10 protein-coding genes are annotated in these 15,070 nt (G+C 43.9%); all 10 read left to right on the top strand.

Annotated elements, in window-relative coordinates:
* Positions 1–12: 12 nt before the first annotated feature.
* The 10 genes from A9176_RS02310 to xylB all read left to right on the top strand — a co-directional run bounded on the left by A9176_RS02310 (position 13) and on the right by xylB (position 14,968).
* Entirely contained in the window at positions 13–996 is a 984-nt protein-coding gene (locus A9176_RS02310; RefSeq protein ID WP_065423682.1) for a LacI family DNA-binding transcriptional regulator, read from the top strand.
* A 1,224-nt stretch (positions 997–2,220) separates the two neighbouring features.
* Positions 2,221–3,576, top strand: coding sequence for a Na+/H+ antiporter NhaC family protein (locus A9176_RS02300; RefSeq protein WP_077282030.1), 1,356 nt, complete (start codon positions 2,221–2,223; stop codon positions 3,574–3,576).
* Positions 3,577–3,718: 142 nt separating this feature from the next.
* Entirely contained in the window at positions 3,719–4,177 is a 459-nt protein-coding gene (locus tag A9176_RS02295; protein ID WP_077282029.1) for a Tellurite resistance protein, read from the top strand.
* A 125-nt stretch (positions 4,178–4,302) separates the two neighbouring features.
* Entirely contained in the window at positions 4,303–4,959 is a 657-nt protein-coding gene (locus A9176_RS02290) for a histidine phosphatase family protein (RefSeq protein WP_077282028.1), read from the top strand.
* Positions 4,960–4,996: 37 nt separating this feature from the next.
* Entirely contained in the window at positions 4,997–6,796 is a 1,800-nt protein-coding gene (gene recQ / locus A9176_RS02285) for a DNA helicase RecQ (protein ID WP_077282027.1), read from the top strand.
* A 284-nt stretch (positions 6,797–7,080) separates the two neighbouring features.
* Positions 7,081–8,550 (top strand): MFS transporter, encoded by a 1,470-nt coding sequence (locus A9176_RS02280; RefSeq protein WP_077282026.1) that lies wholly within the window; start codon positions 7,081–7,083, stop codon positions 8,548–8,550.
* 40 nt (positions 8,551–8,590) lie between these two features.
* Positions 8,591–10,279, top strand: coding sequence for a glycoside hydrolase family 43 protein (locus A9176_RS02275; protein WP_029509980.1), 1,689 nt, complete (start codon positions 8,591–8,593; stop codon positions 10,277–10,279).
* A gap of 241 nt (positions 10,280–10,520) precedes the next feature.
* Positions 10,521–11,690 carry an ROK family protein gene (locus A9176_RS02270; RefSeq protein WP_077282025.1) on the top strand — a complete coding sequence of 390 codons (1,170 nt, stop codon included), beginning with the start codon at positions 10,521–10,523 and terminating at the stop codon, positions 11,688–11,690.
* 172 nt (positions 11,691–11,862) lie between these two features.
* Positions 11,863–13,209 (top strand): xylose isomerase, encoded by a 1,347-nt coding sequence (xylA, locus tag A9176_RS02265; RefSeq protein ID WP_048699850.1) that lies wholly within the window; start codon positions 11,863–11,865, stop codon positions 13,207–13,209.
* 244 nt (positions 13,210–13,453) lie between these two features.
* Entirely contained in the window at positions 13,454–14,968 is a 1,515-nt protein-coding gene (gene xylB, locus A9176_RS02260; protein ID WP_077282024.1) for a xylulokinase, read from the top strand.
* Positions 14,969–15,070: the final 102 nt, after the last annotated feature.

Genomic DNA, 15,070 nt, shown 5'->3' with positions numbered 1-15,070 from the left:
AGGGTAGATAAATTGGGTTATACGTTAAAAGATGTGGCAGAACGCGCGGGCGTTTCTCTGACAACAGTGTCACGTGTGATTAACAAGCGTGGTTATTTTTCCGAACAAACAGAAGCGCGCATTTATGCGGCGATGCAGGCATTAAATTATCAGCCAAATTCAGTCGCGCGGTCGCTGTCAGGGAAAAAAACGAAGCTTATTGGGGTCATTTTAACGAATACACAAAACCCATTTAATGCCGAATTACTGGAAAAAATCGAGGCCGAGTTATTTGAACGGTCTTATAAAGTGATTATTGCTAACAGTTCCGATAATCCTGAAAAAGAGCGTGCCTATATCAGTATGCTCCAATCAAATCAGGTGGATGGCTTGATTACGGCGTCGCATAATATGATTATTGATGCCTATCACGACTTGAATCTGCCGGTGGTGTCACTTGACCGTTACTTTGGACCGCAAATTCCGACCGTCAGTTCGGATAACTTCTCTGGCGGTCAAATGGCTGCCCAAAACCTGATTGCTGGTGGCGCTAAACGGTTACTCGTCTTTTCGGGTGAAATGCACGATATTAACCCAACGGTTGACCGTACCAATGGGTTCATGGTTGCAAGTCAAAAACAGGGGCTGACGCCAGTCGTCCAAGTGCTACCGAGTGATGCCACGGTGAATTTCCGGAAGATGTTAATGCATCAAGCCATTACCGAACAGCAGCCAGATGGCATTATGGCCACTGATGACGCGACAGCGCTGTTAGTGCTTGAAGTATTGCGCACGATGGCCTTACGTGTGCCACAAGATGTCCAAGTCATCGGGTATGATGGGAGTGCGTTTGTTTTACAAAGTTTTCCAGAACTATCAACAGTAGTGCAACCAATTGCCGATTTGGCCAAGACGTTAGTTGATGTGTTGATTGCTAAAATTGAACAACCAGAACGCTCACAAGAACGACAATATATGTTCCCAGTTACTTTTCATCGCGGAACGACCACGAAATAATATGATCAGAAAAAACAGCCGCGACTAAATAAGTCGTGGCTGTTTTTGTTTTTTGGTATACGGTAGTAGTCGCCATAATTATCTCAAAAATCGCAGATTGTAGAGGATACCCACGAACCAATCTTTTTGATGTAATTTTTTGAGCAGTAGGAGACCGTCCGTAGATAACTTACCGTTAAGCGATAGGATCTGAAGCGAATGTGTTAAAAGTCCCATTTCTCGATACTGCGATACATGCTGATCATTTAATTGATTAAGTGTTTTAGAAATAATGTTTTTTTCAGCATCAGTTAAATTGGCGTGGTTTGATACGAAAGACATTAAAAATTTCTGGTCATTGTTTTTAAACATAGTCGTCCTCTGGTGACAAGCAAAAAAGTTACAACAGGTTAAGATAATTAATATTTGAATTGATTAATGATAACACACTGAGAATAGTAACACCATTTTATTTATCAAAAGTAGTTATTTTGGTGATTGAAGATAAAGCATGACCGGTACGGCGCAAAATAAAAAGGCTGATGTCTCGGGAGGAAGTCAAAAGCCTTTTTATGTTAGCGTTACGCTTATTAATAAAGAGAAGAGGAGATATAGCCAGTTGGTTAGGTTGGCTATGTCTTAAATATTACAGTTAAAAATTTAAATAAAAATATAACCTGGATAAAATGAAAATAAAATTTTGGGGATATGTGGGAGAAAAAACGCCCGATAATGAAGAGGCGGGCGTTTTAGGAAGGAGATATAAAAAAGAATGTTACCACGGTTACGTGATAATAAAATTGTATCAAGAAGAAAATGATCCGTCATGGTATAAATCGCAAAAAATAGTATAAATATGCATATTTTGATAAAAAATGGCAGTTATCTCTGAATGCATATGTTAGCGTGCAGTTTGATAAAGTATCATCATGTTGACAGCCTACGCAAGGCATAGTAAACTAAGACTACTTGAAATTAGCACTTATTTGAGTAGGATAAACATTCGGCGTGAAGAGAAGCAGTGGTTGGTGAAAACTGCACAGGTGTTACTATCCGAAATACAGCTATCGATTTAAGCGTGGCAGCACCATGTTATCAAATGCCAAAGTGATGCGTTTTTTAACGCGTAAGCTGGGTGGTACCACGGATTTTTAATTGTCGATTCGTCCCTTCTGTCAAAGTGACAGCAGGGACTTTTTTATTGTAAAAAAACATCAGGTAACTGATGACGACAGGAGAAAAAATATGGCAAAACAACTCAGTACCAAGTTGTCAGCTTTTTTGTTATTAGGAACGGTGATTATTTTGGCGGTGGGTGTGATTGGCTTTGGCCTCATGCCAATTGCCCCAATTTTAGCCGTGATTGGTTTAATCATGGTTGTGGCACGCTTGCGCGGCGTGTCATGGGTAACGAGTCAACGTGAACTGGTGAAAGGGATTGAATCAGGACTGACACCATTATTCCTTTTCTTACTGATTGGCGCTTTAATTGCGCTGTGGCTGGCGACTGGCGTGATTCCCACGATGATTTGGGCGGGCTTTAAAATTTTAACCCCAGCATTTTTCTTACCAACAGCGTTTGTCACCACCTCGCTGGTGGGTGCTTTGATTGGTAGTGCCTTTACAACCTTATCGACGATTGGCGTCTCGTTGATGGGTGTTGGCACGTTGATGGGGATGAATCCAGCGATTGTGGCGGGAATTGTCTTATCAGGCGCTATTTTTGGTGATAAGAGTTCACCTTTGTCAGAATCAACGAATTTGGCCAGTGCCATTTCAGGGACGGATCTTTTTGCCCACATTAAAAATTTGATGTGGACAACTGTGCCGGCTTGGGGCGTGACGTTTATCGTGAGTGTGATTTTGAGTGTGGGGTACCGAGCAGACGCACAGGCGACCCAAAAGATTGCCGCCTTATTACCTTTGCTACAACCGACATGGTGGGCACTTGTGCCATTAGGTTTGCTGGTGGTGACGGCTTGGTATAAAGTACCCGCCATTCCGGCGTTGATGCTCAATATTTTAGTCACGAGCGTTGCCTTTTTATGGCAACATAATGTGCCGGCGCTGGCAGATTTGGTTGTCAATGGCTTTAAAACGACCAGCACCAACCCAACATTGATGGCCTTGCTCAATCGTGGCGGTATGGCTGCGATGATGTCAACGATCATGATGATTATGTTGGCCTTGGGACTTGGTGGCCTGTTGAGTGGTTTAGGGATTTTAAATGCGGTCATGCAACCAATCGTGTCGCATCTCAAGACCCAACGTGCCATTATTTTGGCAACCTTGTTCACGGGGATTGGGGCGAACTTTTTGGTGGGCGAACAGTATCTCGCCACAATTTTGCCTGGCCAGTTGTTTAAGAAAAGCTTTGAGACGGTTAAGCTCTCGCCATTGGCGCTGGGACGGACGATTGAAGACTCGGGGACGGTCATGAATTATTTGGTGCCTTGGGGGGTTGCCGGTGGTTTTGCGGCGCAAACACTGGGGGTTCCCGTATTGGCTTTTGCACCATTTACCTTGTTTGCCTTACTCTCACCGGTGATGTCGATTTTGTCAGCCGTGACGGGGATTGGCTTAAAACAAGCCGATAACTAATTAAAAAACGCGTGACACCACTGAGTGGGTCACGCGTTTTATTGTGGGATGCTTGGTCAAGGGGACGTGGTATAATCGAGTAAATAAGGCATGGCCGATATGACTGAAATCGGGTGGTGCGTTGGTGATAAGGGAGCAAGCTATGATTCGTGATATGGTACGTGCAAAACCGTTGAGTTGGTTATTATTTATTTTGGGGTCCGATATTTTGACCGCTTATTTGCTTAACCTTTGGCACCAACAACCATTTAGTGCGCCGCAAGACTACTGGACTATTTTGAAATTAGTCAGCATGGATATGATCAGTTTTGTGTTTATCATGTTGTTTTTGGATTGGTTACATGTGAATTTTTTTGCTGGGCAACCAGAGAATTGGTTTGACAAAACGACTCGCATTGGCGGAAATATTTTAGCGGCCTATTTTGGATGGTTTAGTGTTCTCTATATTGGCGTCCAAGGGATAATTTTGTCATTGCAGCAGACGCAAGCATTCCAAAGTGATGATCTTTTGGTATTGGCGGTGGTAGCTGGTCTGCTAGCTGGTTTGCATTACATTTTCCGGCAATATATTCCGTGGTCATTTCAATTGAATCCGTTTTGAATCCTGATGATTCATAAGACACGTTGCGTAAACAGTGTCTTTTTTTGTTAAAAAATACAGAGACGCGTAAAATAGAATTTAAACAATGGTTTTGTGATATGTGACAACAATGAGGAGGCGTTAGCATGAGGATATATGCAGTACGACATGGTCAAACAATTTTTAATTGGTTAGACAAAGTTCAAGGTTGGGCGGATACGCCCTTAACACCAAAAGGCGAAGCAGATGGCCGTGCGGCCGGTCAACGCTTGAAAAATGTGCATTTTGATGCCGCTTTGTCATCAGACACGTCGCGGGCAATTCATACGGCGGAGTTTGTGTTGGCTGAAAACTTGCAAACACCACCAGCGTTAGTCAGCACACCCGAATGGCGGGAATATTTTTTTGGTAGTTTTGAAGGTGGGGGTAATCATGACATGTGGTCTGCTGTAGCGGCCGCGTTAGGGCTGGTGACAGATGATCCTAGCGAAATTGCTGAACATGCGGACATGACAACGATCATGGATACGATTTATCAACTGGATCCTCAACATCTCGGTGAAAATGCGGCCGCCTTTTGGCAACGCATTGATCAAGCCTTGGCCAACTTACTAGCAAAATATCCGGCTGACGCGACAATTTTGCTCGTGACGCACGGGCAACTCATTGGCAATTTGGCACAACATTACGGCCAGCTAATGACAGCGCAACGGCCACAAAACGGTTCGGTGGCTATTTTTGATCTAAGTGCCACCGGTGCTTTGCAAGTGCAAACGGTTAATGATTTGACGACGGTCTTTTAACTGTCCATCGGTTGACGCAATAGCTTATAATAGAATTATGCAAAAACCGCGTGAAATTTTAAAAGAAGTCTTTGGTTACGATGATTTTCGTACCGGACAATTAGATATTATTGAAAAAGTCTTAGCACACAAACATGCGCTAGCGATTATGCCAACTGGTGGTGGGAAATCCATCACGTATCAGCTACCGGCTGTGATGTTTGAAGGGATTACCTTGGTGGTCTCGCCGTTAATTTCGCTGATGAAGGACCAAGTCGATGGTCTGAATGCGATGGGGATTGACGCGACCTTTTTGAACTCAACTTTGACAGGTCAAGAACAGGCGCAACGCATGTCAGACATTCGGGCAGGCTTTTATAAAATGTTGTATGTGTCACCTGAACGCTTGGAAATTCCGAGTTTTTTTAATTTTGTCCAGCAACTGCCGATTGAATTAATTGCCATTGATGAAGCCCATGTTATGTCACAATGGGGGCATGATTTCAGACCCAGTTACCTAAATATTTTACCGTTACTCGCACAAATTCCAGGCCAGCCAGCAGTACTTGGTTTGACGGCGACGGCCACAGATCGTGTCCGTCAAAATTTGCAGCAATTGCTGGCGGTTAATGATGAAGACACTGTTTTAACCGGCTTTGCGCGTGATAACTTGGCCCTTAAAATTGCCCATCAAGTTGATAAACGCCAATATGTCCAAGATTATTTGCGTTCTAATGTTGGAAAAAGCGGCATTATTTATGCGGCAACGCGTAAACAAGTTGATGAATTGTACGACTTTTTGGCTAAAAAAGGCGTCAAAGTTGGGCGTTATCATGCTGGATTACCAGAAAAAGAGCGTCAAGCGATGCAGGAAGCCTTTTTATATGATGATGTCCAAGTGATGATTGCCACCAATGCTTTTGGTATGGGGATTAACAAGCCGGATGTGCGTTTTGTCATTCATTACGCCGTGCCAGGCAACATTGAGGCTTATTATCAAGAAATTGGCCGTGCGGGCCGTGACGGGTTGCCGTCAGAGGCAGTTTTATTGTATGCACCGCAAGATATTCATTTGCAGGAATTTTTTGTGCAGAAGTCTGAAGGAACCGAAGCGCATAAGCAAAATGAATACAATAAAATTCGGGAAATGAATGCTTTTGCTAATACGGAAACCTGTTTACCGCGGTATCTCTTGAGTTATTTTGGTGAATTGGTGACCGAAGATTGTGGTCAGTGTTCGAATTGTCTGGATGCGCGTGAGCGGGTGGATGTGACAACCGATGCGCAACGGGTCTTGGCCAACGTTGTGCGGATGAACCAAAGTTTTGGGAAAACTTTGGTCGCTAAAGTTCTCAAAGGTTCACGGGATGCCAGTGTGCAAAAGTATGCGCATTTAACGACATTACCCACATTTGGCTTGATGAAAGAGCGAACGATTAAAGACATTAGTCGTTTTATTGATTATTTAACGGCCGACGGCTATCTGCGGATTGAAGGCGGCGAATTTCCCGTCTTAAAGCTGACGGATCGTGGCGTGCAGGTGCTCAAGGGGCAATTAAAAGTGACCAAGCGGGTGAACCAGCAAGTTATTGCTCAACGGCAAACCAACGTGGCGACTGACGGCTTAAAGTTATCGGATGAGGATAACCAGTTATTTGCTAAGTTAAAGATGAAGCGCTTAGCGCTTGCGCGTGAAGCAGGCTTGCCGCCATTTATGATTTTCTCAGACAAAACACTGATGAATATGGCCGTTCTCCGACCAAAAACAGCGGCTGAATTTTTAGCTATTTCTGGTGTTGGTGAGAAGAAGTTTGAAATTTACCATGATGACTTTGCGGCGGTACTTGCCGAGGCGTAAGATAACCTCAATTGTTTAAAAGATGGCAGTTGCCATCTTTTTTTGTGGCCTAAAAGTGTTAACTGTTGGCACAATGGGTAACGCAGGTATTTTAGGGTCATTTAAAAAATAACAAAAAAATTTACGTTAGTTAGTTGCGCGAACAAACCAACCATGATATAGTAACACTATAAAAAAGAAATGTTACCGCTTTCAAAAAATTACAAGCGACGTTAAGCAAGTTGAATTTTGGAATATGGTGACACAGTATAACATAATTTGTTAGCAATAGAAGGAGAAGAAAGATGGACGGAAGTGTTCACAAGAATAATGAATTTGCTAAGCTCACGACGTGGGATCGTGTGAGTTATGGATTGGGCGATTTTGCTCAAAACTTGGTGTTCGGTACAGTCGGTGGTTTCTTACTATTTTACCTGACGAACATTAACGGTATTTCTGCTGGTGTTGGGGCAACAATCTTTTTGGTTGTCCGTTGGATTAACGTCGTTTGGGATCCTTGGGTCGGCACGGTTGTCGATAAAGCTCGGGTGACAAAAAACGGGAAGTATCGCCCATTCCTGCTCAACTTTGGGTTGCCATTGGTTATTTTGGCAGCGTTGCTCTTCTTACCAGTCGCTAAGGTGCTTGGTGCTGGAACAGTTGCCACAACAGCCTATGCAACGGTTTCATATATGGCAACGGCCTTGGTTTATTCATTTGTTAATATTCCTTATGGTGCTTTGAACGCCTCATTGACACGTGATGAAGCAGAAATCGGTAAGTTAACATCAACGCGTATGATGTTGGCCAACGTGGGTAACTTGTTGGTGTACACACTGTTCCCATTGTTTGTGCAATTGGCTTCACCAAACGCGAAGTTAACAGACACAGGCTTGTTCGGTTTGAAGTTGAATTTGGGTAATTATGCTGCGCCAGAAGCAGCGGGTGCTTGGTTTAAAGTATATGGCATCTATATGTTGATTGGGGCAGCGAGCCTATTTGTGGCTTACCGCAATACGAAAGAACGTGTGTTACCTGCAGAAACAGCAGGTGATCAAGTTAAATATACGGATCTCTTTGCAGAATTTAAGCGTAACAAGGCCCTACAAATCTTAGGTATGTTCTTCCTCGTTGGCTTTACCTTGATGTTCTTTGGTAACACTGTATGGCCATACTTTATGCAATATAACTTTGGTGCTGAAGGTGGTAAGTCAGCTTTGATGGCCTCAATTGGTTTGATTGGCTCAATTCCAGGTATTTTCTTGGTTGTCATGTGGCCACGACTACGTGCGACATTAGGTAAGAAAGGTTTCTTCTACACATTCTTGAGTATCTTCATTGTTGGTCAGTTGTTGCTCTTTGCTTGGTCAAAGAACCCATCAGCAGACTGGCTTGGCTTCACGGGTCGTTTCTTGCAACAGTGGGGATTGACATCAGCAACTGGTTTCATGTGGGCTTTGGTACCTGAAGTGGTTGCGCATGGTGAATATATTTCTGGTAAGCGTGTCGTCGGCATCATCAACGCCATCATGGGACTTTTCTTCAAGATTGGTTTGGCTTTGGGTGGTATTATCCCAGGTTATTTGCTTCAAATGACTGACTTCAAGTCAGGCGCTTTGACACAATCAGCCCTTGCCCAGACAGGTATTGAATGGTCAATGATCTGGTTACCAGCTATCTTGGCACTCTTGGCAATGTTTGTGATTAGCCGTTATCCTTTGTCTGACGCTTATGTTGATGAAATGAATGACGCGCTCAAAGAAAAAAATAGTTAATTATTGAAAAATTGAAAGATTAAGTTAATAGGAGAAAATTATGCAGATCCAGAATCCTGTATTACCCGGTTTTAATCCGGATCCCTCAATTATTCGGGTGGATGATACTTACTACATCGCCACGTCAACATTTGAATGGTTCCCAGGAGTACGCATTCATGAATCAAAGGATTTGGTTCACTGGAATTTAGTTAAGAATGTCCTCGATACGACTGACATGCTTGATATGAAGGGGAATCCATCTTCTGGCGGTATTTGGGCACCAGACCTGTCGTATGCGGATGGTAAGTTCTGGCTGATTTTCACGGATGTGAAAATCACAGATGGTAACTTCAAGGATATGAAGAACTACCTGACAACGGCTGAAACGATTCAAGGCCCATGGACAAAGCCAATTTTGATTAACGGTGTTGGCTTTGATGCGTCACTATTCCATGATGATGACGGTCGCAAGTATTTGGTACAACAAACATGGGATCACCGTGAATATCGTCATCCATTTGATGGGATTACGTTGACAGAATTTGACACTGACACGATGCAGTTGAAGCCAGAAACGGCACGGACGATTTTTGCCGGCACCGATGTGAAGTTAGTCGAAGGCCCACATTTGTATAAGATTAATGGTGAATACTACTTGTTCACGGCAGAAGGTGGCACAATCTTTACGCACCAAGAAGTGGTATCACGTTCAAAGACATTAGATGAACTATCATTTGTCGTGGAACCGGATGGGCCATTTATCACCAACTTTGATACGCCAAATTCTTATTTGCAAAAGCAAGGCCATGGTGCCTTGGTCTCAACACCAGGTGGCGAATGGTACTATGCTTCTTTGACGGCGCGTCCATGGCATCATGCCAACGAAAGTGCCACAGATCCACGTGGTTGGTCAACGTTGGGTCGTGAAACAGCGATTCAAAAGGTTGAATGGGACGATGCAGGTTGGCCTCGGATTGTCGGCGGTCATGGTGGGCAAACGTTTGTTGACGCACCAAAGGATGCGATTGTGACAGATGCACCAGCAGATCATTCACAACATGACGAATTTGACACACCAACGTTGGATATTAACTGGAACACGCTACGTGTACCATTTACTGACAAGATGGGGCATACGGGTGATGGCAAGTTAACCTTGATTGGACAAGGTTCACTGGCCAATACGTTTGATTTGTCCTTGATTGCCCGTCGTTGGCAAGCCTTCTACTTTGATGCGGAAACAAAAGTTAAGTTTGACCCGTATTCTTATCAAGCAATGGCTGGGTTAACGAATTATTATAACCATTCACACTGGTCATGGATTTTCATTACCAAAAATGATGCCGGCCAAAATGTCATCGAAGTGGCCGAAAACAAGGGTGGTCTTCGCAACGGCAGCTACACGTCATATTTGCGTGATCAAGCCCCAGTCATTCCTGACGGGACAGAATACGTCTACTTTAAGTCGGAAAACCGTAAGGAAACGTATACGTACTACTACTCATTTGATGGGGAAACTTGGCATGCAACCGGCGTTGAATTAGATGCTGCGGTGCTATCAGATGACTATGTTGTCCGCGAATACGGCGGCTTCTTTACGGGCGCCTATGTTGGTTTGGCCGCGGTGGATTATTCAGGCTACGGTTCAACAGCAGAATTTGCGTACTTTGATTACAAAGAGCTGGGAGATCGTGTGCTGGCTGATGGCTCGTTCTCATGGGAAAAGTCAGAACAACGTTTTGATTAAGGCAGTTAAATGGATCTTCACAGAAGATCCATTTTTTATTGGTCACAAAACGTGCAGGCGTGACGTTCAAGGTACGGCTTGATGGATAGGTTGTGTTCACGTACAATAGAATCAATATATAATCGAACAAGTCGTGTAATGACTGCTGATAACGCGTTGTCGTGACTTGGTTATCCGACGACGCTGGTCGCAAAAATAGTGATTTGTAACATCAGTCCTTTGAAATGGAGTGTTAGCCAACATGGATAAATCAGATCAACTCACCATGAGAGATCACAATCAACGCTTAGTGCTGCAAGCGTTATTTAATGCGAAGGAAACGTCACGGGCGCAATTGGCCGTCGATTTAAACCTGCATAAATCAACCATTAGTTCAATTTACCGTGATTTGGATAAATTAGGGTTTATTGAGGACCTGGGTGAAGGCACCACCACTGAGACTGGTGGGCGTAAAGCCAAAATGATTCGGTTTAATCGGCAATATGGCTATGTGATGAGCTTTGATATGGGGCGTTATCATTTGCGCATGGCTTTAGTCCGCCTTAGTGGTGAAGTCATTTCTCAGAGTGCAGAATTAGTGGATGGGCGGGCCGTTGATGAAGTGCTCGCACTGATGAGCCAACACGTGAAGGCCCATAAAAATAAAAAGCATGGCACCCAAGAAGGTTTAATGGGGATTGCTGTGGGGATTCACGGCGTGGTGAATGATAATCAAGTTGTGTATTCGCCGTTTTTTGATTACCGTAACGTCGATATTGCGGCAACGCTTGAAAAAGTCGGTGGTGTGCCGGTGATGTTAGAAAATGAGGCGAATTCAGCTGCTGTGTATATTCGTGATTATCATGATTATTATCGGACAGCCCAGTATGATAATTTAGTCGCCTTGAATATCCATTATGGTATCGGTGCTGGTATCATTATTGATGGCCAGCTTTATCGCGGGATGCAGGGGGATGCCGGTGAAGTCGGGCGCAGCATTGTGGCCATGGCACACAATGCGCCGATTCGTGTCGAAGATTTATATTCCGAAGATGCGATGCTGGCCCGACTCGCAGCCCTGACGGAAGAACCAGTGGCCAATCGCGATGCGTTTGTTACTTTTGCTAACCAGAACAATGCGGTGAGCACGCGATTGTTAGAGGATTGGGTGATTGGTATTGCCCAAGTGGCCTATAATATTATTCAAACGACTGCGCCCCAAGCTTTGTTTATTCATTCGCGGTTTATTGCGGAAATGCCTAATTTACTTGGTCGTGTGATTGAAGCGTATCAACATATGAACCCAACCAATGAGAGTGAAATTTTATTTGCCAATCGCTCGGTCTATGAAGCCACCCTACTTGGTGGTGCGGCCGCGATGACGCGGAGAATCCTTGATTTAGAGGAACTGCCATTAATATTCACACACTAAAACCCAGTCATGGGTTTTTTTGGTATCTCGTAAAATTTAATGGGATAAATTTACACAAAAAGGGTTGCGCTTAGAAATGAAAGCGTATACAATATAGTTGTAAGTTGGTTGGTTAAACCAACCAACGTAAGATTAAATGGTTAAGGACGTTAATGTCCAGAAGGAGTATTACATGTCAGAATTGTTTTCATTTCCAAAAGTGACTTATGTTGGCAATCAGTCACTTACAGCTGGTGATGGCTACCATTACTATAACGCTGATGAAGTTGTTGCCGGCAAGAAGATGAGTGAATGGCTCAAGTTTTCAGTGGCTTACTGGCACACAATGGATCAACGTTTGACGGATCCGTTTGGTGAAGGCACAGCAGTACGCCCATGGGATAATGCGGGTGACGGCGATGAAATGGCCGCAGCGTTGGCAAAAGTCGACTACATGTTCGAATTTTTGGACAAGACAGGTATCGAATATTTTGCTTTCCACGATCGTGACTTGGCACCAGAAGGTAAGACATTAGCCGAAACAAATGCGAACCTTGACAAGGTGATCGACAAGATTGAACAAAAGATGCAAGAAACTGGCAAGAAGGTGCTTTGGAACACAGCCTCACTCTTCACTAACAAGCGTTTCTTGGCTGGTGGAGCAACCACACCATTTGCCGAAGTCTTTGCTTACGCCGCTGGTCAAATTAAGCACTCACTTGATATCGCTAAGCGTTTGGGTTCAGAATCTTATGTTTTCTGGGGTGGTCGTGAAGGTTATGACTTCCTTTTGAACACGGATACAAAGCGTGAATTAGACCACATCGCTGCCTTCTTCAAGTTGGCTAAGGACTATGCTGATGAAATTGGCTACACAGGTCAATTCTTGATTGAACCAAAGCCAAAGGAACCAACACAACACCAATATGACTTTGATGTGCAAACAACGATTGCGTTCTTAAAGACGTATGGCTTGGAAGACACATTCAAGTTAAACTTGGAAGGTAACCACACTTACTTGGCTGGTCATACTTATGAACACGAAGTGCGCTTTGCACGCGAAGCTGGTTTGTTGGGATCACTTGATGCCAACATGGGTGACAAGCTCACTGGTTGGGATATCGATGAATTCCCAAATGACATTTACGAAGCCACATTGGTCATGTATGAATTCTTGAAGAATGGTGGTTTGCCAACAGGTGGTTTGAACTTCGATTCAAAGCCACGTCGTCAAAGCTTTGAATTTGAAGATCTCTGCTATGCACACATTGCTGGTATGGATACGTATGCTGCTGGTTTGAAGGTGGCAGCTAAGTTGATCGAAGATCAAGTCATCGAAAACATTTTGAAGGAACGCTATGCCTCATTTGATTCAGGTATCGGCGCAGACTTTGAAGCTGGTAAAGTGACATTGAAGGATTTGGCTGCCTATGCGGAAAACAAGACAGATGACGAAATCAATGCAACATTGAAGTCAGGTCGCCAAGAACAAATTAAGGCCACATTGAACAACTACATTTTCTCAGTGTTGGGCAAGTAAGCATTTAAATTAATCCGATTATATATCCTCCCAAAAAATAATCTCCTCTCCTTAAATTAAATTTCCAACCAAAATTAACATATACCGATTTAACCACCAACGCATTGAACTGGTTGTGTGGAAAAAGGCATCGTAACGGACGTTGCGATGCTTTGTACATAGCATGCAGGATAATATTGATGATCATCGTCAGTGATACTGCATGCGAATAATTTTAGTCATGAAAGTCAATTGGAGAAAAAGTATGACACAAGTTGTATTAGGTGTCGATCTTGGCACATCATCTGTTAAAGTTTCTGCTGTGGATCGTGAGGGTCAAATTGTTGCGCAGCAAAGTTTTGATTACCCACTGTCACAGCCACATCCTGGCTGGTCTGAACAAAATCCTGAAGATTGGGTGAATGGCACAACAGTTGCCATTGTGAACTTAATTTTAAAGGACGGCATTAAGCCAGAAGACATTGCGGGGATCTCTTATTCTGGTCAAATGCACGGGCTGGTCTTGTTAGATGAACATCATCAAGTGTTGCGGCCAGCAATTTTGTGGAACGATACCCGCACGACCAAGCAAACGCAAGAAATTGCGGATAAGATGGCAGACAAGTTTGTCGCCATTACGCGTAACCATGCTTTGGAAGGGTTCACATTACCTAAGATTCTTTGGGTTAAAGAAAATGAACCAGAAATTTTCAAGCAAGCGACAACATTCTTGCTCCCAAAGGATTATCTACGTTACCGGATGACGGGTAAGTTGGCGATGGATTATTCAGACGCAGCCGGAACAGTCGCGCTGGATGTCGCCGGCAAGACATGGTCACAAGAAGTCCAAGAAGCATTTGATCTACCAGCGTCATTCTTCCCAGAATTAATTGAATCAACAGATTTGGCGGGTAATATTTCAGATTCATACGCCTCATTCTCTGGTCTAACAACCGCCACAAAGATGTTTGGTGGGGCAGCCGACAATGCAGCGGGTGCTGTAGGAGCTGGTTTATTGCAACCTAATATGGTGATGTCATCGATTGGGACATCAGGCGTGGTGGCTAAATTTGAAGCCCAGCCAGATGTTGATTATCGCGGTGATATCCACTTCTTTAATCATGCGATTCCCAACACTTTTTATTCAATGGGTGTGACCTTAGCAGCCGGGGATGCTAACGCTTGGTTCAAGTCTGTCTTTGGACAAGATATCCCATTTGCGGAATGGGTAAATGCTGCAGCAGAGTCATCAGTTGGGGCGAACGGGTTGATCTTTACGCCTTATATTTCTGGTGAACGGACGCCTTATCCAGATGCTGATATTCGTGGTAGCTTTACGGGCATTGATCGAACCCATCAACGCGCCGACTTTATTCGCGCCGTGTTGGAAGGCATTATTTTCAGCTTTAAAGACATTATGACGATTTATGATCGTGAAGGCGCTGAATTTGATACGGTCGTCGCCATTGGCGGTGGGGCCAAGAGTCCTTTGTGGTTGCAAATCCAAGCCGATATCTTTAACAAGAAGGTGGTCACACTGGCCAACGAACAAGGCCCAGGATTAGGGGCTGCCATGATTGCGGCAACTGGACTAGGTTGGTATGACTCAGTTCAGCATGCGGCGCGTGAAATTATTTCATTTGGCGCAACCTATGAACCAAATCCTGAAGCGGTAGCTAATTATGAGCAAGTCTATGCGATTTACCAACAAGTCTATGCGGCAACAAAGACTATTTCACATGATCTTATGGCTTATCGACGCCAACTTAAAAACGCCTAAGAACGGGCTCATTAGCCTACGGTATCAGTCATTGTCACTTGAGTAACGTGATCATCGTGCGCAAATCTATGAAAACGCTTGATACTATCAGCTATGTCTGGT

Origin of the sequence: Leuconostoc garlicum (assembly GCF_001998805.1) — a bacterium.
Taxonomy (GTDB): domain Bacteria; phylum Bacillota; class Bacilli; order Lactobacillales; family Lactobacillaceae; genus Leuconostoc; species Leuconostoc lactis.
The sequence above is the reverse complement of the archived record's forward strand: the minus strand, read 5'-3'. Positions and strand labels throughout refer to the sequence as shown.